17 protein-coding genes are annotated in these 20617 nt (G+C 63.0%); 10 read left to right on the top strand and 7 right to left on the bottom strand.

The genetic code is table 11. From position 1 onward, the window contains the following. Positions 1–3: 3 nt before the first annotated feature. Entirely contained in the window at positions 4–1287 is a 1284-nt protein-coding gene (locus CHR90_RS03825) for an L-fuconate dehydratase (RefSeq protein WP_094407656.1), read from the bottom strand. Positions 1288–1383: 96 nt separating this feature from the next. On the opposite strand from CHR90_RS03825, the gene CHR90_RS03820 reads away from it, so the two are divergent. The 3 genes from CHR90_RS03820 to CHR90_RS03810 all read left to right on the top strand — a co-directional run bounded on the left by CHR90_RS03820 (position 1384) and on the right by CHR90_RS03810 (position 3889). Beyond that, positions 1384–2178: an IclR family transcriptional regulator gene (locus CHR90_RS03820; protein ID WP_094407655.1), complete on the top strand. Its 795-nt coding sequence runs from the start codon at positions 1384–1386 to the stop codon at positions 2176–2178. 109 nt (positions 2179–2287) lie between these two features. Further along, positions 2288–3031, top strand: coding sequence for an SDR family oxidoreductase (locus tag CHR90_RS03815; RefSeq protein ID WP_094407654.1), 744 nt, complete (start codon positions 2288–2290; stop codon positions 3029–3031). 15 nt (positions 3032–3046) lie between these two features. Beyond that, the gene (locus CHR90_RS03810; protein WP_094407653.1) at positions 3047–3889 is read left to right on the top strand and encodes a fumarylacetoacetate hydrolase family protein; all 843 of its coding nucleotides are present in this window, start codon (positions 3047–3049) and stop codon (positions 3887–3889) included. Between the two features lie 26 nt (positions 3890–3915). Here CHR90_RS03810 and CHR90_RS03805 read toward each other — a convergent pair whose 3' ends face one another. Next, on the bottom strand, positions 3916–4608 hold the full coding sequence (locus tag CHR90_RS03805; RefSeq protein ID WP_094407652.1) for a FadR/GntR family transcriptional regulator: 693 nt from the start codon (positions 4606–4608) through the stop codon (positions 3916–3918). 282 nt (positions 4609–4890) lie between these two features. Between CHR90_RS03805 and CHR90_RS03800 the strand changes: the two genes are divergently transcribed. The 6 genes from CHR90_RS03800 to CHR90_RS03775 all read left to right on the top strand — a co-directional run bounded on the left by CHR90_RS03800 (position 4891) and on the right by CHR90_RS03775 (position 11818). Beyond that, positions 4891–6441, top strand: coding sequence for a sugar ABC transporter ATP-binding protein (locus tag CHR90_RS03800; protein WP_094407651.1), 1551 nt, complete (start codon positions 4891–4893; stop codon positions 6439–6441). Beyond that, positions 6438–7490, top strand: a complete 1053-nt coding sequence (locus tag CHR90_RS03795) for an ABC transporter permease (protein ID WP_229671469.1) — start codon at positions 6438–6440, stop codon at positions 7488–7490. Before CHR90_RS03800 ends, CHR90_RS03795 begins: the two co-directional genes overlap by 4 nt. Positions 7491–7585: 95 nt before the next feature. Then, complete coding sequence (locus CHR90_RS03790) at positions 7586–8533, top strand: ABC transporter substrate-binding protein (protein ID WP_094407650.1); 948 nt, start codon at positions 7586–7588, stop codon at positions 8531–8533. Between the two features lie 79 nt (positions 8534–8612). Then, complete coding sequence (locus CHR90_RS03785) at positions 8613–9629, top strand: aldo/keto reductase (protein ID WP_094407649.1); 1017 nt, start codon at positions 8613–8615, stop codon at positions 9627–9629. 72 nt (positions 9630–9701) lie between these two features. Beyond that, positions 9702–10709, top strand: a complete 1008-nt coding sequence (locus CHR90_RS03780; RefSeq protein ID WP_094407648.1) for a zinc-binding alcohol dehydrogenase family protein — start codon at positions 9702–9704, stop codon at positions 10707–10709. Further along, a complete protein-coding gene (locus tag CHR90_RS03775) occupies positions 10703–11818 on the top strand; it encodes a mannitol dehydrogenase family protein (protein WP_094407647.1) in 1116 nt (371 codons plus the stop codon). The genes CHR90_RS03780 and CHR90_RS03775 overlap by 7 nt, the downstream gene beginning before the upstream one ends. Positions 11819–11831: 13 nt before the next feature. On the opposite strand, the gene CHR90_RS03770 is transcribed toward CHR90_RS03775, so the two are convergent. Continuing rightward, on the bottom strand, positions 11832–13907 hold the full coding sequence (locus CHR90_RS03770; protein ID WP_094407646.1) for a YgiQ family radical SAM protein: 2076 nt from the start codon (positions 13905–13907) through the stop codon (positions 11832–11834). A 112-nt stretch (positions 13908–14019) separates the two neighbouring features. On the opposite strand from CHR90_RS03770, the gene CHR90_RS03765 reads away from it, so the two are divergent. Then, complete coding sequence (locus CHR90_RS03765; RefSeq protein ID WP_212668603.1) at positions 14020–16203, top strand: FdhF/YdeP family oxidoreductase; 2184 nt, start codon at positions 14020–14022, stop codon at positions 16201–16203. A 4-nt stretch (positions 16204–16207) separates the two neighbouring features. Here CHR90_RS03765 and CHR90_RS03760 read toward each other — a convergent pair whose 3' ends face one another. The 4 genes from CHR90_RS03760 to CHR90_RS03745 all read right to left on the bottom strand — a co-directional run bounded on the left by CHR90_RS03760 (position 16208) and on the right by CHR90_RS03745 (position 20614). Then, positions 16208–17083: an AraC family transcriptional regulator gene (locus tag CHR90_RS03760; RefSeq protein WP_094407645.1), complete on the bottom strand. Its 876-nt coding sequence runs from the start codon at positions 17081–17083 to the stop codon at positions 16208–16210. A 69-nt stretch (positions 17084–17152) separates the two neighbouring features. Then, positions 17153–18160, bottom strand: a complete 1008-nt coding sequence (locus CHR90_RS03755) for a Gfo/Idh/MocA family protein (protein WP_094407644.1) — start codon at positions 18158–18160, stop codon at positions 17153–17155. 39 nt (positions 18161–18199) lie between these two features. Then, the gene (locus CHR90_RS03750) at positions 18200–19219 is read right to left on the bottom strand and encodes an LLM class flavin-dependent oxidoreductase (RefSeq protein WP_094407643.1); all 1020 of its coding nucleotides are present in this window, start codon (positions 19217–19219) and stop codon (positions 18200–18202) included. Positions 19220–19270: 51 nt separating this feature from the next. Beyond that, positions 19271–20614 carry an FGGY-family carbohydrate kinase gene (locus CHR90_RS03745; protein ID WP_094407642.1) on the bottom strand — a complete coding sequence of 448 codons (1344 nt, stop codon included), beginning with the start codon at positions 20612–20614 and terminating at the stop codon, positions 19271–19273. Between the last annotated feature and the right edge of the window lie 3 nt (positions 20615–20617).

Below are 20617 nucleotides of genomic sequence, written 5' to 3'. Positions count from 1 at the left end.
CCCTCACCCCGCGAACAGATGCGCCTTAATCGACGGTTGCTTCATCTCAATCGAAAACCCCGGTGCGGTCGGGGCGAGGTAGCGGCCCTGGCGCACCACGCAGGGCGTTACGAAATGCTCGTGCAGATGATCGACGAACTCGGCAACGCGGCCCTCCCACGTGCCGGAGATGCAGAGATAGTCGATCATCGATAGGTGCTGAACATATTCACACAGGCCGACGCCGCCCGCGTGGGGGCAGACGGGCTTCCCGAATTTCGCCGCCAGCAGCATGATGGCGAGGTTTTCGTTGAGGCCACCGACGCGCGCCGCGTCGATCTGCACCACGTCGATCGCGTCGGCTTGTAGGAACTGCTTGAACAGAATACGGTTCTGGCACATTTCGCCGGTCGCGACCTTGATCGGCGCCACGCCCGCGCGGATGGCCTTATGGGCGAGGATATCGTCCGGCGAGGTCGGTTCTTCGATGAACCAGGGATTGAAGGGCGCAAGGTCGCGGACCCAGGCGATGGCCTCGGCTTCTTCCCAGATTTGGTTCGCGTCAATCATCAGCACGCGGTCCGGGCCGATTTCCTCGCGCACCACCCGGCAGCGGCGGATGTCATCGGCACGGTCGCGGCCAACCTTCAGCTTAAAGTGGCTCCAGCCCGCCGCCACGCCCTCGCGGCACAGGCGGCGCACTTTGTCGTCGTCATAGCCCAGCCAACCGGCGGAGGTGGTGTAGCTGGGGTAGCCTTCGGCGAGCAACTTTGCCCGGCGCTCCGCCTGCCCGTCTTTGGCTTTGGTCAGGATGGCTCGGGCTTCGTCGGGGGTTAAGGCATTGGTGAGATAGCGGAAGTCGATCAGCTTCACGATCTCCTCCGGCGTCATATCGGCAACCAACTGCCAGACCGGCTTGCCCGCGTGCTTCGCCCAGAGATCCCAGACGGCATTGACGACGGCGCCGGTAGCGAGATGCATCACGCCCTTATCCGGCCCGACCCAACGCAGGTGTGAATCGCCGGTAACATGCCGCCAGAACGCGCCCATATCCGCCGTGATCTCGGCCAGGCTCAGGCCGATCAGGCGTGGCATCAGCAGGTCGATGGCCGCCCGGCACAGATCATTGCCGCGCCCGATGGTGAAGGTCAGCCCGTGCCCCTGTAACCCGCCGTCCGTTTCCAGCACCACATAGGCGGCGGAATAATCGGGGTCGGCGTTCATCGCGTCCGATCCATCCTTTTGCGAGGAGGTGGGAAAGCGAATATCGTAGCTGCGATGGCCGGTGATGCGCAGATCGGTCGGCATGATTCCTCCGGGGGGCGATTTTTGCTTAGGTGTTTTTCCTGTAAAATGGATAATCATATATAAAATGAACCGTCAAGCCGCTGTGAGGATGACCGCGTGACCGACGCCGATTTCGATACCCCCACTCCCGACGCACCGGAACGGCGCTATTCCGCCCCTGCGCTCGAAAAAGGCTTGGATATTCTGGAATTTCTGTCCGAATGCCGCGACGCGCAGTCCTTGCAGCAGATCGGCGACGGCGTTGGCCGCACCAAGGGCGAGATTTTCCGCATGGTCGCGGTGCTGGCCGAGCGTGGCTATATCGAGCGCACGGAGGGCGATGATCGCTTCCGCGTCACCGACCGGCTGTTTCGCCTAGGGCTTAATCATCCGGTCAACCGGTCGCTGGTCGAAACCGCGCTGCCCTTCATGAACGCTTTTTCGGATAGCACGGGCTACGCCTGCCACCTCGCGGTGCCGTCCGGCACACAAATCGCCGTGATTGCGCGGGTGGAAAGCACGAGCCACATCGGCTTTACCGTGCGCATCGGCTATCGGCAGCCGCTGGTGCTCACTGGGTCCGGCCATTGCCTGCTCGCCTTTATGAGCGCCCGCCGCCGCCATCGCGCTTACGAGGATTTGCGCCGGGATGACGCTTGGATTGACCTCGACGCGCTGACCGAAAGCCTGGATAGCATCCGCGCTGCTGGCGTGCTCCAACGCCCCAGCGGCATTTCCGAAGCGGTCATCGATCTGTCGGTACCGATCCTCGATAGCCACGAGGGCGGGGCGATTGCCGCTCTCACCTGCCCTTACCTACGCATGAAACAGAACCCGCAGGAGCCGGAAGCCATCCTTGCCGCCTTGAGCGAAGCCGCCCGCCGCATTTCCGATGGCCTATCGCTCGACTGAAATTACGATTTACATATGCAACGATGCTGTGTATGTAAAATTCAACGATCCGAATACCGGACCCTGACGCGGATATAGGCCGCCGTCCTTCGCTTGGGAGTGAAGCTCAATGACCGGAAGGCTGACCGGAAAGACCGCCATTGTAACCGCCGCCGGGCAAGGCATGGGCAAGGCTACGGCCTTGGCGTTTGCCGCCGAAGGCGCGCAGGTGATCGCGACCGACATTAATGAAACGCTGCTGGGCGACTTGGCCGGGATTGCCGGGATTACCCCCCGCCGCCTGGACGTGTGCGATCCCGCCGCCATCGCGGCTTTCGCCAAAGACGCCCCAGCCCCGCAAATTCTGTTCAACTGCGCGGGTTACGTCCACGCCGGGACGATCCTGGAGTGCGACGAGGCGGCCTTCGATTTCTCCGTCACCCTCAACGTCCGTTCGATGTACAGGATGATCCGCGCGCTGCTGCCGGGGATGATCGCGGCCGGGGGCGGGTCGATTATCAATATGGCCTCCGTCGCCTCCTCCGTCATCGCGGCCCCCAACCGCTTTATCTATGGCACCACCAAGGCCGCTGTCGTTGGGCTGACGAAATCCGTTGCCGCCGATTTCGTCACCAAGGGCATCCGCGCCAATGCCATTTGCCCCGGTACGGTCGATAGCCCGTCGCTGCACGACCGCATGCGCGCCCAGGGCGATTACGAGACGGCCCGCGCCGCCTTCATTGCCCGGCAGCCGATGGGGCGCCTGGGGACTGCCGAAGAAATCGCCGCCCTCGCCGTCTATCTGGCGTCGGACGAATCGGGCTTCATGTCCGGCCAAGCGATCACCGTCGATGGCGGCTGGTCCAATATCTAAAGTACGGAAACGACCATGAAACTGCTGCGCTATGGCGAACCTGGGGCCGAAAAGCCGGGTATTCTCGATGCAAACGGCCAGATCCGCGATCTGTCGGCCCATGTCGGCGACATCGGCGGGCGCTGGATTGCGCCGGAAGGGCTGGCCGCGATTGCTGCCCTGCCGCTGGATAGCCTGCCCATCGTCAGCGGCACACCGCGCCTTGGCCCCTGCGTCACCGGCACCGGCAAGTTCATCTGCATCGGCCTGAATTATTCCGACCATGCCGCCGAAACCGGCGCGTCGGTACCGAGCGAGCCGGTGATCTTCATGAAGGCTACCTCCGCCATTCAAGGCCCCAATGATCCTGTGGAAATCCCGCGTGGGTCGGAAAAGACCGATTGGGAAGTGGAACTCGGCGTCGTCATCGGCAAGACCGCGAAATATGTCAGCGAGGCGGATGCACTCGATTACGTCGCAGGCTATTGCGTTATCAATGATCTGTCGGAACGCGCCTTTCAGCTTGAACACCAGGGCCAATGGACGAAGGGCAAGAGCGCCGATACCTTCGGCCCGACTGGCCCCTGGCTGGTGACCAAAGACGAGGTGCCGGACCCGCAAAACCTCGATATGTGGTTGGAAGTGAATGGCCACCGCTATCAGAACGGCTCTACCCGCACGATGGTCTATGGCGTCGCCTTTGTCGTCGCCTACCTCTCGCGCTTCATGAGCCTGCGGCCGGGCGACATCATCTCCACCGGCACACCGCCCGGCGTCGGTCTCGGCCAAAAGCCGCCGATCTATCTGAAAGCGGGCGATACGATGGCGCTGGGCATCCAGGGCCTCGGCGAACAGCGGCAGGTCTGCGTGCAGGGGTAAAGCCTGGGCGGGGGCTTACCCCCGTCTCACCCGCCGATCCAGCGATCTGTTGAGGTTTTAAGATGGTGGCGCATCGCCGTTTGCGCCGCCAGCGGATCGGCGGCTTCCAGCGCCTGGACGATGGCCTCATGCTCCTCCACCGCCGCGCGCCACGTTTGCAGACTGTCAAAACGTTCGCGCAGTTGGGAGGAAATGGGGCTGTGGCGTTCGTCAAAAAGATCGCCGACCAGCCGGGCGAGCACGGAGTTCCCGCTCATCTGGGCGAGCGTCAGATGAAACTGGCGGTCGTGATCGACGGGGGAGCGGCCGTCCTGAATTTCCGCCTGCATGCGGCTTAGGGCTTCACGCAGTCGGGCGATGCCATCCGGCGTGGCGCGGGCACAGGCAAGCGCGACAACCGCCCCTTCCAGGGCCGCACGCGCCTGCATCAGTTCCGACGGGCTTTCGCCCAGCGCCACCGTATTGGCCGCCACCCGTTCGGGCGGCGCACAGACATAAACCCCGCTGCCCATGCGGATCTCGACACTGCCGTCGATTTCAAGCGCGATCAAAGCCTCGCGCAACGACGGGCGCGAGACGCCGAGTTGCTGGGCAAGGTCGCGTTCCGGCGGCAGGCGCGTCCCGGGCAGGAAGCCGCCGCTGGCGATCAGGCTGCGGATCTGGTCGGCAACCTGCTGGTACAGGCGGCGCGGCTCGATGGGTTTTAGAACGGCAGGCATGGGAGAACTCCCGGCTAAAGTGGCCTTATCCTATCTGGTCAGGCCAATTCTTCACAAGGGTTAACCCGCTGTGCAGCGCAGCAAATCTAGCTTCTTCGATAGACTGACCCAGTATGGTCAAGCCAATATCGAAAAATTGGCAAATTGGCTTGACCAAATAAAAACTGCCTCCTATCGTTCGGTCTAACAGCGGGCCGCCGATAGAAGGTGCCACCGCCAGAACCCGCCGCAGAGTGGGGAAAAAAGACGCTTGCGGGCTGACCGCAACGCTTGGGAGGTTCCATGCAAACGCTTTCCAGCCCGCCCGCTTTGGGCCACGAAATTCTACGCCTGGAGAAAGTGACGAAGCGCTTTCCCGGTGTGCTGGCGCTCGACGAGGTGCAGTTCGACCTGCGGCGCGGCGAAGTTCATGCTGTCTGCGGCGAAAATGGCGCGGGTAAATCGACGCTGATGAAAATCATCAGCGGTCAATATCAGCCGGACGGCGGCACGATTGCTTACAAAGGCGCCCAGCGGCGCTTTGCGTCGGTGCTCGAGGCCGAAAAAGCGGGTATCGCCATCATCCATCAGGAACTGAACCTGATCCCGCATCTGTCGGTCGCCGAGAATATCTTCCTAGCGCGCGAACCCAAGCGCGGCTGGTTCATCGACCGGGCGGCGCTGAAGCGCCAATCGCAAGCGTGCCTTGACCGGCTGGGCGTCGATATCGCCCCCGATGCGCTGGTGAAAAGCCTGTCGGTCGCCCAATGCCAGATGGTTGAGATCGCTAAAGCCCTGTCCCTGAACGCCGAAGTGCTGATCATGGACGAGCCGACCTCCTCCCTCACCGAATCCGAAACGGCGCTGCTGTTCCAGGTGATCCATGATCTGAAACACCAGGGCGTCGGCATTGTCTATATCTCGCACCGGCTCGATGAAATGGCCGCGATTGTGGATCGGGTAACGGTCTTACGCGATGGGCGCTACGTCTCCACCCAGGATTTCGCCGCAACCACGGTCGATGAGATCGTTAGTCGTATGGTCGGCCGGTCGCTGGATGAAAAATTCCCCGAACGCACCTCGGCCCCAACCAACGAGATTCTGTTTTCTGTCAGCGGCTTGCGCCGGGCGGGCGTGTTCCACGATGTTGGGTTCGAGCTGCGCCGAGGGGAAATCCTCGGTTTTGCCGGGCTGATGGGCGCGGGCCGCACGGAGGTCGCCCGGGCAATCTTCGGTGCCGATCCGCTGGACGCGGGCCGCATTCGCTTGGGCGGGCAAGAGCTTACGATCACATCGCCGCGCGACGCCATCGGCCACGGGATCGCCTATCTGTCGGAAGACCGCAAGAGCCACGGTCTCGCCGTAAAAATGTCGGTGGTGCAGAACCTCACGCTGGCGACGATGGACGCCGTATCGAACCGCTTCGGCTTCATCGACTTCAAAGCGGAAGCCGAGGCGGCAAAAACCTATATCGACATGCTGTCGATCCGCACGCCGTCCGAACATCAGATCGCCAAACTGCTGTCGGGCGGTAATCAGCAGAAGATCGTCATCGGCAAATGGCTGTTCCGCCAATCGCGCATCCTGTTCTTTGACGAGCCGACGCGCGGCATCGATGTGGGGGCGAAATTCGCCATCTATCAACTGCTCGACCGGCTGGCGGCGCAAGGCATCGGCGTCGTCCTAATAAGCTCCGAACTGCCGGAAATCCTGGGGCTGACTGACCGGGTGGCCGTCTTCCACGAGGGCCGGATCACCGCCGTGCTAACGACGCGCGATACCAATCAAGAAGAAATCATGCATTACGCCTCCGGCCACGGCCGCGCGGGCATCACGGGAGTGGCCGCCGAATGACCGACCTCAGCAGCACCGCCTCGGCCAAGACCGATAAAGAAATCGCCGATCATAAGGCCCGCGTGATGAACGACCGCAAGAAAGACCTGATCCAGAAATTCGCCGCCTTAGCGAGCCTCATGGCGCTCGTGATCGTCTTTGCCGCGACCAGCGACGCCTTCCTGTCAGTCAGTAATGGCATGACCATCGCTTTGCAGGTGACCAGCATCGCCTATCTCGGCATTGCCGCGACCTGCGTGATCATCACAGGCGGGATTGATCTGTCGGTCGGCTCCGTCCTGGCGTTGGCGGGTGTCGTCGCCGCGCTGTTGGTGAAGGCGGGGGTTCCAATCCCGCTGGGCATGACGGCGGGGATTATCGTCGGCGCGCTCTGCGGTGTCGTCAACGGTTTGGCCGTCACGAAACTAAAGCTGCCGCCCTTCATTGCCACCCTCGGCATGATGTTGGTTGCGCGCGGCCTTGCCTTGCAGATCACTGGCGCGCGCGCCGTCTCCGGCCTCGGCGATGCGTTCGGCGAGCTTGGCAATGGCGCCCTGTTCCGCAAAGTGGAAATTGGGTCAGACGGGTTCCCCAACGTGATTTTTCCCGGCATCCCCTATCCCGTTATCATCATGGTCGTGCTGGCCATCGCCGTTGCGGTGATGCTGAGCCGCACCACCCTGGGCCGCCATATCTACGCCGTTGGTTCCAATAGCGAAGCCGCCCGCCTGTCCGGCGTCCATGTCGCCCGCGTTACCCTGTTTACTTATGTGCTCTCCGGCACTTTGGCGGGGCTGACCGGCTGCGTGCTGATGTCGCGCCTCGTCACCGCCCAGCCGAATGAAGGCGTAATGTACGAGTTGGATGCGATTGCCAGCGCCGTCATCGGCGGCACCTCGCTGATCGGTGGCGTCGGCACCATCTCCGGCACGGTCATCGGCGCCTTCGTCATCGGTATTCTCCGCAATGGTCTGAATATGAACGGCGTTTCCGCCTTCACCCAGCAGATCATCATCGGCCTCGTCATTCTGCTGACGGTCTGGATCGACCAGATCCGCAACCGACGCTGAACCCCCCGGACGGTATGCCGTCCAATCTTAAAGGACGGCCTGCTGCCCACCCTAAAAGGACGGTCAACGTCCGCTATACCCCAAGGAGTGAAACCATGCAGACCAAGTTTCTGACGACCTGCCTTGTCTCGGCCGTCGCCCTACTCGCCGCCTCGGCCCAAGCTGCCGATAAGGAAATTGCGGTGATCGTCAAGACCGTGAATTCTACCTTTTGGCAGAATGTGCAAAAGGGCGCGACCGACGCGCAGAAGGAAGCGGCGGGCTATTCCATGACCTTCCAGGGTCCGGCCGCCGAATCGGCCATCGCCGATCAGGTGAACATGGTCGAAAACGCCGTGAACCGCAAAGTCGCCGGCATCGTGCTGGCCCCGTCCGACCCGGATGCGCTGGTACCGCCGCTGAAGAAGGCCTGGGAAGCCAAGATCCCTGTCGTGCTGATCGACTCGATGCTGTCGGAAGCGGGCAAGCGCTACTATCAGTCCTTCCTGGCCACCGATAACGAAAAGGCGGGCGAGCTTTCGGCCAAGGCGCTGATCGCCAAGACCGGCACCACCGGCAAGATCGCCATCATGTCTTATGTGGCGGGTGCCGGGTCTGAAATTGGCCGCGTCGGCGGTTTCACCAAATATATCAAAGCGAACTCGCAGCTTCAGATCGTCGGCCCCTTCTATTCGCAGTCACAGATGGCAACCGCGTTGAACCAGACGACCGACGTTCTGGCCGCCAACCCGGATTTGAAGGGCATTTTCGGCGCCAATGAGCCGACCGCCATCGGCATGGGCCGCGCCCTCGCGCAATCGGGTAAGGCCGGAAAGGTCGCTGCCGTTGGCTTTGACGGCAATCAAGACCTGCAAGGCTTCGTGAAGGATGGCACCTTGGAAGCCATCGCCGTTCAGGGGTCGTACCAGATGGGCTACCTCGGCGTTCAAAGCGTGGTGAAGCTGCTGGCAAAGCAGCCCGTGCCGGAATTCCTCGATACCGGCGTCGTCATTGTCACGAAGGGCAATATCGACGGCACCGACGCTAAGAACGTCCTGTACTAAGCCTCTCTCTCCGCCCCCTGGGGCGTGCGTGTCTCTCCCCCTCTCTGCCGCGCACGCCCACCTTTTTCCCGAGCCGACGATGAACCTTTCCGACCGCCGCCGCCTGCCCCGTACTGACCTTGCCCTGCCGATCCTCGGCCTGGGCTGCGCCCAAATGGGTGGCTTGTACCGCAGTAGCCCCTTGGCCGAATCGCTGGAAACGGCGGCTTATGCGCTGGAAGCCGGTATCCGCTATTTCGACACAGCCCCCTATTACGGCTATGGCCGCTCGGAACATCGGTTAGGTGCCGCCTTGTGTGATCTGCCGCGCGATGAAATCATCGTCAGCACCAAAGTCGGGCGCTTGATCCGCGCCAATGCCTATAGCACGCGGGGTGCGGGCGCCGATGCCAATGGCTGGGCCGACCCGCTGCCGTTCCATCAGGTTTATGATTATTCCTACGACGGGATCCTGCGGTCGGTCGAAGACTCGCTGCAACGCCTCAGCCTCGCGCGGATTGATATTCTCTATGTCCACGATATTGGGCGGGTTACCCACGGCGAAAAGCACGATCATTATTGGGGGCAACTGACCACCGGTGGCGGTTTCCGCGCGCTGGGCGACCTCCGCCGCGACGGGCGGGTGACCGCCATCGGCCTGGGCGTCAACGAGTGGGAGGTGATCCGCGATGCGATGCAGGAAATCGACCTCGATTGCTCCATGCTCGCCGGGCGCTATACGCTGCTGGAACAAACCAGCCTGTCGCCGTTCCTTGATGAGTGCGTCACGCGCGGCCATGCCATCGTCGCGGCGGGGGTGTTTAACTCCGGCCTGCTGGTTGGTAATGGCAAGTTCAATTACGCCGATGCGCCGCCGGAGATTTTGGCGCGGGCGGAAGCGCTCGCCGCCGTGGCAAAGGACTTCGCCGTCGATCTTCCGGCGGCAGCGTTACAGTTCCCGCTCGCCCATCCTGCCGTCGTATCGGTGGTGACGGGGGTACGAACGCGCGGGCAGCTTGAAAGCAATCTCGCTTGGTTCGGCACCGACATTCCCGCCGATTTTTGGCAGGCGCTGAAGGCGCGCGGGCTGGTCCATCCCGCCGCCCCCGTTTTCTAACCTATTGCTTTTCAGCAAATGCACCGTCGCGGGTGAGGCCATCCGCTCGGGATTTGCCCTGACGAGGTTCCGATGCTCACTGTCGTTTGCGAAACCCCCGGCACCCTGCGCGCCCTGAATAGCCCAACGCCCGAACGCGGCGAGGGGGAAGTGCTGTTGCGCGTGCGCCGCGTTGGCGTTTGCGGCACTGATTTGCATATCTTTACCGGCAATCAGCCCTATTTGCAGTATCCGCGCGTCATGGGGCATGAGCTTTCGGGCGAAGTGGTAGAAGCGCCGAAGGGCAGCCGCTTTGTGGCGGGCGATCCGGTGTTCGTCATGCCCTATCTATCCTGCGGCACCTGCCACGCCTGCCGCCAGGGCAAGACCAATTGTTGCAGCAATATTCAGGTCTTGGGCGTTCACCGCGATGGGGCCTTCACCGAATATCTGAGCCTGCCCGAACAGTTTTTGCACAAGGCAGAGGGAATTTCGCTCGATCAAGCGGCGATGCTGGAGTTTCTCGCCATCGGCGCCCATGCCGTGCGGCGCGGACAGGTCGAAACCGATCAGCACACGCTGGTCGTCGGTGCCGGGCCTATCGGCATGGCGGTCGCCATTTTCGCTAAGCTGCGCGGCGGCATCGTTACGGTGCTGGATGGGCGGGAAGATCGGTTGGCCTTCTGCCGCCAGCATCTCGGCGTTGAAACCGTCGCCCTAGGGCCGGACGATCAGGCGCGGCTGATTGATCTAACGGAGGGGGTTTTCTTCGACCGGGTTTTCGACGCGACCGGCAATCCAAAAGCAATGGAGCGCGGTTTTGGCTTCGTCGCCCACGGCGGCACCTATGTGCTGGTCTCCATCGTCAATGCCACCATCGGCTTTTCCGACCCAGAGTTTCATAAGCGCGAAATGACGCTGATGGGCAGCCGCAATGCCACGCTGGCGGATTTCGAAACTGTGCTGGCCGCGATGCGCGCCGGGCAGATTCCCGACGCGGCGTTGGCCACCCACCGCATGACGCTGACCGAAGTGCCGGAACGGTTTCCCGCCCTGCTCGATCCGGCAGCGGGCGTGGTAAAGGCCCTCGTTGAATGCTAACGCCGATCCTGCAATTCGGCACCAGCCGCTTTCTGCAAGCCCATGCCGATCTGTTTGTTTCAGAAGCGCTGGAGCGCGGCGAGGCCCTCGGCCCGATTGCCGTGGTGCAGACAACCGATAATCCATCCAGCCACGCCCGCGTGACCGCGCTGGCGGCAGGCGGCGGCTATCCCGTGCGCATCCGGGGGCGGCAAAACGGTCAGATCATCGATACAGAACAGCGGTGCACCGGCATCCGCGCCGCCTATCACGCCGGGCGAGATTGGGCCGTTCTGCGCCGCATGATCACGGGCGAGGTTGAGGTCATCCTGTCCAATACCGGTGATGCGGGCTATGCCCTCCACCCTGCCGATGGGCCGAGCCTGCTCCTTCCGGGCGCCGACGCCCCCCGGTCCTTTCCGGCGAAGCTGCTGGTGCTCTTGCACGACCGCTGGCAGGCGGGGGCGCCCCCCCTTTCGGTGTTTCCCTGCGAACTCATTAGCCGTAATGGCGATACGTTACGGGGCATTGTGCAGAACCTCGCCCTGACCTGGGGCGCGGCGGCAGGGTTTCGCGCCTGGCTAGCGGAGAGTTGCCGCTGGGCGAATTCCTTGGTGGATCGCATCGTTTCCGAACCCATCGAGCCGGTGGGCGCGGTGGCGGAACCCTATGCGCTTTGGGCCATCGAAGCGCAGGCGGGGCTAACCCTACCCTGCCGCCATCCGGCCCTCCAAATCGTCCCAGATTTGGCCGTGATCGAGCGGCTAAAGCTGCATCTGCTGAACCTCGGCCATACCTATCTCGCCGATGGTTGGCTACGGCAGGCGCGCGCGGCGGGGGAGACGGTGTTTCAAGCAATGGAAACCCCGACAATCCGCACCGATCTCGAGGCGATGTGGACCGAGGAGGTGCTGCCCATCTTCGCCGCCTGGGGCCTCGGGGCCGAGGCGACGGCCTATCTCGCGGACGTGCGCGACCGTTTCCTCAACCCGTTCCTCAAGCACCGGTTGGCGGATATTGCCCAGAACCACGCCGATAAACGCCTGCGCCGCCTCGCCCCCCTTGTCGCGGCGGCGGAAAATTTGGGCCTGACCCTGCCGCAGCCACGCCTGCGGGCGGTTTTGGGCTAGGAGCCCGGGGGCGTTACGCCCCCTTCGCCTTCGGCTTGGCTTTGGGCCGCGCCCACACGCCTTTGGTGGTGAACTTCTGCGCGGCCGGTGCCGCACCAGTGTCGCGCGGTTTGCCCGACGAGCCGCCGCTCGCGCTATTACCATGCTTCAGCCCGGTCCCCGCCGGCTGCCAGCTTGGAATGAGGTGGTTCTTGCTCGGCCCGATCAAATCGGCCCGGCCCATACGCTTCAGGGCATCGCGCAGCATCGGCCAGTTTTCAGGGTCGTGGTAGCGCAAGAAGGCTTTGTGCAGGCGGCGCTGGCGCAGCCCCTTAATCGCATTGACCCGTTCCGACTGGCCGCGCCGCACCGGACGCAGCGGATTGGCGCCGGAATAATACATGGCCGCCGACAGCGACATGGGCGACGGTAGGAAGGTTTGCACCTGATCGGCGCGGTAATTATTCTTCTTCAGCCAAATCGCAAGGTTCATCATATCTTCGTCGCTGGTGCCCGGATGGGCGGCGATGAAATAGGGGATGAGGTAATATTCCTTCTTCGCCTCGCGCGCGGCCTGATCAAAGAGCTGCTTAAAGCGGTCGTAGGAGCCGATACCGGGCTTCATCATCTTGGACAGCGGCCCGTCTTCGGTATGCTCCGGCGCGATCTTCAGGTAGCCGCCAACGTGGTGCTTCACCAGTTCCTTCACATAGGTCGGGCTTTTGATCGCAAGATCGTAGCGCACGCCCGACGCGACCATGATTTTCTTGATCCCCGGCAGTTCCCGCGCCTTGCGGTAAAGCTGGATCAGCGAATCATGGCTGGTGTTGAGGTTCTTGCAAATATCCGGATAGACGCAGGACGGGCGGCGGCAGACGGCTTCCGTCTCCTTATCCTTACACGCCATACGGTACATATTGGCGGTCGGTCCGCCAATGTCGGAGATAATGCCGGTAAACCCTTCGGTTTTATCGCGAACGACTTCGATTTCCTTGAGGATCGATTCTTCCGACCGGCTTTGGATGATGCGGCCCTCGTGCTCGGTGATCGAGCAGAAGGAACAGCCGCCAAAGCAGCCGCGCATGATCGTGACCGAAAAGCGGATCATATCCCAAGCGGGAATCTTGGCCTCGCCATAGGAGGGATGCGGCGCGCGGGCGTAGGTCAGATCATAGACCCCGTCCATTTCATCCGTTTCCAGTGGGATCGGTGGCGGCGTCAACCACACTTCGCGGGTGCCGTGGCGCTGCACCAGCGGGCGGGCGTTGCCGGGATTGCTTTCCCGGTGCAACACGCGCGACGCGCGGGCATAACTTTCCGGGTCGCCCGCCACTTGATCATAGGCGGGCAGACGCAGCACCGTATTCGGCGGCGTCGGGCGCGCGCCGTCTTCGGCGGTGTCCATATCCTCGGCGGAAACTTCCGTCCAACCGTCCGGCACCCGGTCTTTGACCAGCACGACGCCGCGCACATCGTCGAACGTCTGGATATCCTTGCCCTTGGCGATGCGGTGGGTCACTTCCACCACCGCGCGCTCGGCATTGCCGTAGAGCAGAATATCGGCCTTGGCGTCGATCAGGATCGAGCGGCGCACCTTGTCCGACCAATAATCGTAATGGGCGATGCGGCGCAGCGAGCCTTCAATACCGCCCAGCACGATCGGCACATCGCCATAGGCTTCGCGACAGCGGTGCGAATAGACAATCGCGGCGCGGTCCGGGCGCTTACCGCCCTCGCCGTTCGGGGTGTAGCTGTCGTTGCTGCGCAGGCGGCGGTCCGAGGTGTAACGGTTCACCATCGAATCCATATTGCCGCCGGTCACGCCGAAATACAGCGTCGGCTTGCCCAAGACCTTGAACGCCTCGGCGCTGGTCCAATCGGGCTGCGCGATGATGCCGACGCGGAAGCCCTGCGCCTCCAGCAAGCGCCCGATGATCGCCATGCCAAAGCTCGGGTGATCGACGTAAGCGTCGCCCGTTACCAGGATGACATCACAGGCGTCCCAGCCCAGCATCTCCATTTCGGCGCGGGACATGGGCAGGAAGGGCGCGGTGCCAAAGCGGTGCGCCCAATGCTTGCGGTAAGAAAATAAGGCTTTCGGCGTTTCCATCGGCGCACCTTACGGAGAAGTTCTTCCCAGTCAAGCCCAGCAAAACCCTGATTTTTTCATGGGTTTTCGGCGGGGGATGAAAATTACCCTTCAAGGCCTTAAGATAATCAAAATGATCGGGGGAACCATGAGCAAAGCCATTGTCGGCGGCGGGCCGAAGAAAGTGCTGTATGCGCTGAAAACCGCAACCCGCATCGGTCTCGACAATACCGCCAAGGCCCTGACGGCGAAGAATACCTGCAAAGCCTGCGCGCTTGGGATGGGCGGGCAGAAGGGCGGCATGACGAATGAGGCGGGGGAGTTCCCCTCCGTCTGCAATAAATCCATCCAGGCGCAATCGACCGACATTCAGCCGGGCATTCCGGCGGCGGTCATCGACCATAGCCTTGCCGACCTGCGCGACCTCGATGGGCACGAGCTGGAGCATTTGGGCCGCCTCGCCTTCCCGATCTACAAAGCCCCTGGTGCCGACCGTTTCACCCCCATCGGCTGGGGGGAGGCGCTGGACCTTGCTGCTGCGCGCTTCGCCGCGACCGATCCCGCCCGCAGCTTCTTCTATTCCTCCGGCCGCTCCTCGAACGAAGCTGGGTTCGTGCTGCAGTTGCTGGCGCGGCTTTATGGCACGAACAATGTCAACAACTGCTCCTACTACTGCCACCAGGCCACCGGCGTGGGGCTTGATGCGACCATCGGCACCGGCACGGCGACGGTGGAGATGGAAGACCTCGACCGCTGCGATCTGGTGCTGCTGATCGGTGCCAACCCTGCCTCCAACCACCCGCGCTTTATCCATAAACTCAAGGCGGTGCGTGACCGGGGCGGCGACGTGATCGTCATCAATCCCGCTAAGGAAGCCGGGCTGGTGCGCTTTGCCCTGCCAAAAAGCCTGCGGTCGATGGTTTCGGGCGGCGATTGGATCGCGTCGGACTATGTGCAACCGCGCGTCGGGTCGGACCTTGCGGTGCTGAAAGGCATCGCCAAAGCCGTGCTGGCGGCGGGCGCGGCAAATGCGACGTTCATCGCCGCGCATGCCGATGATTTTGACCGCTTCCGCGCCGATACCGAAAGCACCGAGTGGGCCGAGATTGAAGCCCGCACCGGCCTGAGCCAAACGGAGATCGAGCGGGTCGCCGCGCGCTATGCCGGGGCACATTCCGCCGTCATCGCCTGGGGCATGGGCGTCACCCATCACCTCAATGGCGTCGAGACGGTCGAATATATCGCCAACCTCGCCCTGCTCTGCGGACAGATCGGGCGCCCGGGGGCGGGGTTGCTGCCTTTGCGCGGTCATTCCAACGTGCAGGGCATCGGCACGATCGGCGTCAAACCCGTGCTGGCCGCCGACGTCATGGCGAAGATTGAAACCCTATTCGGCGTTACCCTACCCCGCGCCAAAGGGATGGACACGATGGCCTGCATGCAGGCGGCCCATCGCGGGGAGATCGATGCAGCGCTGCTGATGGGCGGCAATCTTTATGAGGCCAACCCAAACACGCGGTTTTCAGCCGAAGCCTTCGACAAGATTGGCTTTAAACTGTTCCTGACGACGACACTGAATAAAGGCCATATCCACGGCCATGACCGCAGCGAAGCCCTCATCCTGCCCGTCACCGCGCGGGACGAGGAATGGCAGCCGACGACGCAAGAATCGATGTTCAACTTCGTTCGCCTATCGGACGGCGGCATCCGCCGCTTGGGCGACGTTCGGCCAGAAACGGATATTCTCTGCGACCTCGCCGCCCGGCTCCTGCCGGGTTGCCCGCTGGATTTTACCGCCTTCAAGGCCCATCGCACGATCCGGGAGGCGATTGCCAAGATCATTCCGGGGATGGAAGATTTGGCCGATATCGACGTGGCGCGGCAGGAATTCCACATAAGGGGCCGCCTGCTGCATACGCCACATTTTAAGACCGAAAGCGGCAAAGCCCGTTTCGTCACCCGCCCGTTACCGCCTGTGCAAGACGGGCTGCTGCTGACAACCGTGCGGTCGGAAGGTCAGTTCAACTCCATCGTTTACGAACGCACCGATTCCTACCGTGGCGGCCTGGGGCGGATGGATGTGATGCTGAACGCCGAAGACTTGGCAACCCACGGGCTTCGCGATGGCGACGCCGCCGTGTTGGAGTCGGACTTTGGCCGCCTGGAAGGCGTCACCGTCCGCGCCTATAGCGTCGCGCGCGGCACGGTGATGGCCTATTACCCGGAAGCCAATGTGCTAACCGGCTGCGCCGTCGATCCCCGCAGCAAAACCCCCGCCTTCAAAGCAACGCCGGTGCGGCTGCTGAAGGCAGGGTAAGCCGTTAAACGGGCAGGAAAATATCCGTCACCATCTCCGCCTCCGGCACATCGGGGAATAGCGTCACGCGCTGAAAGAACAGCGGAAAATCGCGTGGGCTGAGGCCGCTCTGCGGCAACCATGCGCGATAGAGGTACAGCACGGCCCCGGCGATACCACTATCCGGCCCGATATGGCGGATCTTGGCGCAGCGCCCGGCGGGGATAGTCAAAGGCTCCAAACCGCTGTCGTCGGGCGGGTAGTTCTGATGGGTCGCGACCCCCAGACCGAAACGATAGGCTTCGGGCGGGGTGGTGGCGGGATCGTCGTAGGCGAGGTTGAAGGTGGCAAAGCGCTGGGGCGGCAGCTTATGGGCGCGGCGCCAGGCAATGAAGCGGCGGATCGTCTCGCCCAATAAAGCCGGATCGCCCCGATGCATCAGCACCATCAGCGGCGTTGCGGGGAAATCGACGATTTCAACATCGGACGGGGAATAATCGCGGCGGGCCTGGGTCATGCGAACCTCCTGGATCGCTTGGGTTGCGGCATGCCACGACGGCCAATCGGGGGCGGCACGGAAAGCGCTGGGACTTTGCCCGAAAAGCTGCCGGAAAGCGCGGGCAAAGGCTTCCGGTCCGGCGTAACCGCTATCGAGTGCGATGTCCAACACCCGGCGTTTCGGGTAATAGGCCAGCCACTGCGCCGCCCGCAGCAAGCGCAACCGCTGCCCATAGGCCCCAGCGCTCACACCAAAAAAGGCGCTGAACTGCCGCTGGAAATGGAATTTGGAGAAAGCGGCGATGCCGCTCAGCGTCTCCAAATCCTGTGGCCCATCCGGGTTTTCGTCGAGATAGCGTAAAACCCGGTCCAGGCGGGCGCGGTAGGTGGCGGTTAGCTCCATGTCTCCCTCGCGTCGTGACGGGGGAACCCTAGCCTGCCGCCGCCCAAGGCCGCCTGACCGATCTTGCGGTTATACGCGCTCGAACCCGCCGCTTTTGCCTGAACGGGCCAGGGCATCGAGGGCGCGCATATTGGCAATCGCGTCCTCGATGCCAAACTCCTGCGCCTCGTCGCCCAAAATGATGCGGGAGAAGGCATCGCCCTGGAGGGTATATTGATCGCAGGCCTCCACGGTTTCGCGGCGGATGCCGCTACCGAAGTGATCTTTACCGCTATCGATGCCGATGCTGCACCCGTAACCCGGCGGGGCGTTGAAGGGGATTTCCACCTCCAGCCGCCCCTTGGTGCCGAAAATCTGCACGCGCTGATAGGACACAAGCTGGGTTGAGCAGGTGAAGGTCACCTGCCGCCCGCCAGGGAAAGCCAGTAGGCCGGAGGTCAGCCGGTCGGTGCCGAAGGCTGGATCGAAATCGACCAGCGCCGCCGCCCGCTCCGGCTCCGCCCCGAAGATATAGCGGGCGGTCGCGACCGCATAACAGCCGATATCCAGCAGCCCGCCGCCGCCGATATCGGCCTGGTTGCGGACATTGTTGGGGTCGGCATTGAAATAGGAAAAGGCGGTCTGGATCGCACGGACCTCCCCAATCTCGCCCGAGCGCACGATCTCCCGCGCCCGCCGCCATTGCGGGTGGAAGCGGACCATGAAGGCTTCCGCGACATGCTTGCCGGACGCATCGCGCGCTGCAATCAGCGCCCCAGCTTCCTCGGCGGTCAGGCCGATGGGCTTTTCGCACAGCACATGCTTGCCCGCCGCCAACGCCTTCAGCGTCCAGGGAACGTGCAGGTGATTGGGCAGCGGGTTGTAGATCGCCTCGATGGCGGGATCGGCCAGCAGCTCTTCATAGCTGCCGTAAGCCTTGGGGATGCCCAACTGCGTTGCCGCCGCCTGCGCACTGGCAAGATCGCGGGAGGCAATGGCAGCAATCACCGTTGCCGCGCCCTGCTGCATCGCTGGAATGACCTTCGCCGTCCCGATCTTGGCCGTGCTGAGAACGCCCCACGCGACTTTCCGCCCCATTTGCCCGCTCCTTATTTGTATGAGGGATTGGGCGAGAGCTTAGGGGGTTGCGGTGGAAAAAGCCAGATCGGGCACCGTTGAGTCGGCCACCGAAGCGATGATCTCGTAGGAGCGCAGCCGCAGCCGGTGATCGAAGATATCGGAGACGATCATCACCTCCTCCACCCCGGTTTCAGCCACAAAGCGCGCCAGCCCGGCGCGCACGGTTTCCGGCGAACCGATAATGGTGCGCGCCATCATCTGACCAACCTGCACCTTTTCAACCGGGGTCCAGTAGCTTTCAATATCGTCAATCGGCGGCAGGCTAAGGTTGCGCCGCCCGCGCACGAGGTTGGTGAAGGACATCTGCTGCGTCGTCGCCAGCCGTTTCGCCTCCGCATCCGTCTCGGCGGCAATGATATTCACCCCGGCCATCGCATAGGGTTTGGCGCATTGGTCGGATGGGGTAAAGCGGTGGCGGTAAATCTCCAACGCCTCCAGCAACTGCCCCGGCGCGAAATGCGAGGCGAAGGCATAGGGCAGCCCCAATTGCGCTGCGAGTTGCGCACCAAAGAGGCTGGAGCCGAGAATCCACAGCGGCACTTCCGTCCCCGCCCCCGGGATCGCCCGCAAGCGCTGCCCCGGCTGGGCGGGGGCCAGATAATGCTGCAGTTCCACCACGTCGCGGGGGAAACTATCGGCGCTTTCCGGGGCGCGGCGCAAGGCGCGCAGGGTCATCTGATCGGTCCCCGGCGCGCGCCCTAAACCCAAATCGATCCGCCCGGAATAGAGCGAGGCCAGCGTGCCGAACTGTTCGGCGATGATATAGGGCGCGTGGTTCGGCAGCATGATACCGCCCGCCCCAACGCGGATATGCTTGGTCCCCTCGGCAATATGGCCGATGACAATGGAAGTAGCGGCGCTGGCAATCCCCGCCGCATTGTGGTGTTCCGCTACCCAGAAACGCGTATAGCCCCAGGTTTCGGCATGGGCCGCCAAATCGCGCGCATGGTTGATGGCCGTGCCCGCATCGCTGCCCTCGCGGATACGCACAAGGTCCAAAATCGACAGCGCTACCATTCAGCCTCTCCCGCTCGATTAACGCAGTTAAGAGACTGATATATGGAAGGCTTAAGCGGGTTTGTCCAGGGCTGCCCGCCACGCCTGCCGATAGGCGGGCCAGGCCCCGGCCAGCGGCGGCACCGCCACGGCGGCAGGGGGCGGTAGGTCTACCCCCGCCAGCAGCGCTGCGCCGAGCAGGGTTCCGGCGACATCTTCCGACAAGGCTACCGTCTGCGCAGGCCGCAACGCCGCCAGCACCCCGGCATAGAGCGCGTTGGCCGCCATCGGCCCTTCGATCTGGATCGGCCCAGCACTGCCGCAGAGATCAAGGCACACATCGGTCATCAGCGCGAGATAGAGGCTGGCGAGGCTCGCTCGGTCGTCAGGCGACAGCGCCCCCGCGCGTATTTCCCCAGCCCGACCGGGGAACGGCCCACCGGTTTCGGAAAAGCCCGGCAGGATCATCGCCCCCGCGGCCGCCAGCCGTTCGGCACGCGCGGCATTGGGGTGGCCCTGCCCGTTGGTTAACCGTTGATACTCCCGCCCGCCCATGAAGCGCGCACAAGGAACCGGGGTTCCGAAGGCATCAACATTGGCAAGGCAATCGCGCGCCGGGTCGAGCGCGGGCATCGCCCCGCCGCCGCTCATGGCGATGATCCATGTGCCGGTCGAAACCACTGAAAATACACCGTCCGCCGCCAACCGATGCCGGAGGAAGGAGGCATTGCTATCGTGAATCCCCGCGCGCACGCGGCAATCGGGCGACAGGCCAGTCTGTGCCGCGACGACGGGCGTGATCGTGCCGACCGTATCGCCCGCCGCGGCGAGCGGCGGGAACAATCCCCCCCACCCCTGCGCCGTCACGAGAGACGAAAAATGCTGCGCGCCGGGGGCCCAAAGGTCGGTATGGCAGCCGAGGGAGGTCACCTCGCTCACGGCGCGCCCGGTCAGGCGGAAGGCCCAATACTGCGGATAGGTCAGCAACCAGTGCGCCCGCGCAAATTCGGCGGGAAACTGCTGCTGAAGCCAGAAAATCTGCCGCCCGAGGTTCAAGCCTAGGGGCAAATCGGGCGATAGGGTTTCGGTAAAATCGGGCCGGGCGGCAGTGTAAGCGACGGCTTCCGGCAAGGGGGTTTCATAGTCGAGGATCGGTAGCGCCAGATCCCCTGCCGCCGTCACCAGCGCTGCACAGGCGCCGTGGGTAACGGGAACAAGGTCGGTAATGGCGAAGCGCTGCGCCGCCTCAGTCAGTTTTTCCCGAAGCCAAGCTTCCGCCCCCGCCGCATCGGCATGGGGATAGGGCGGCGCGACGAGGGGCGCATTCGGGCGCGTTGCTGACCACACAAGCCGCTCGCCATCGAGCACGCAGAGTTTCAGATTGGTTTTACCGCAGTCGAAAACCGCAATCGCCATGGT

The organism is Elstera cyanobacteriorum, assembly GCF_002251735.1.
Taxonomy (GTDB): domain Bacteria; phylum Pseudomonadota; class Alphaproteobacteria; order Elsterales; family Elsteraceae; genus Elstera; species Elstera cyanobacteriorum.
Note: the sequence above shows the minus strand (reverse complement) of the source record. Positions and strands in the feature narration are given on the sequence as shown.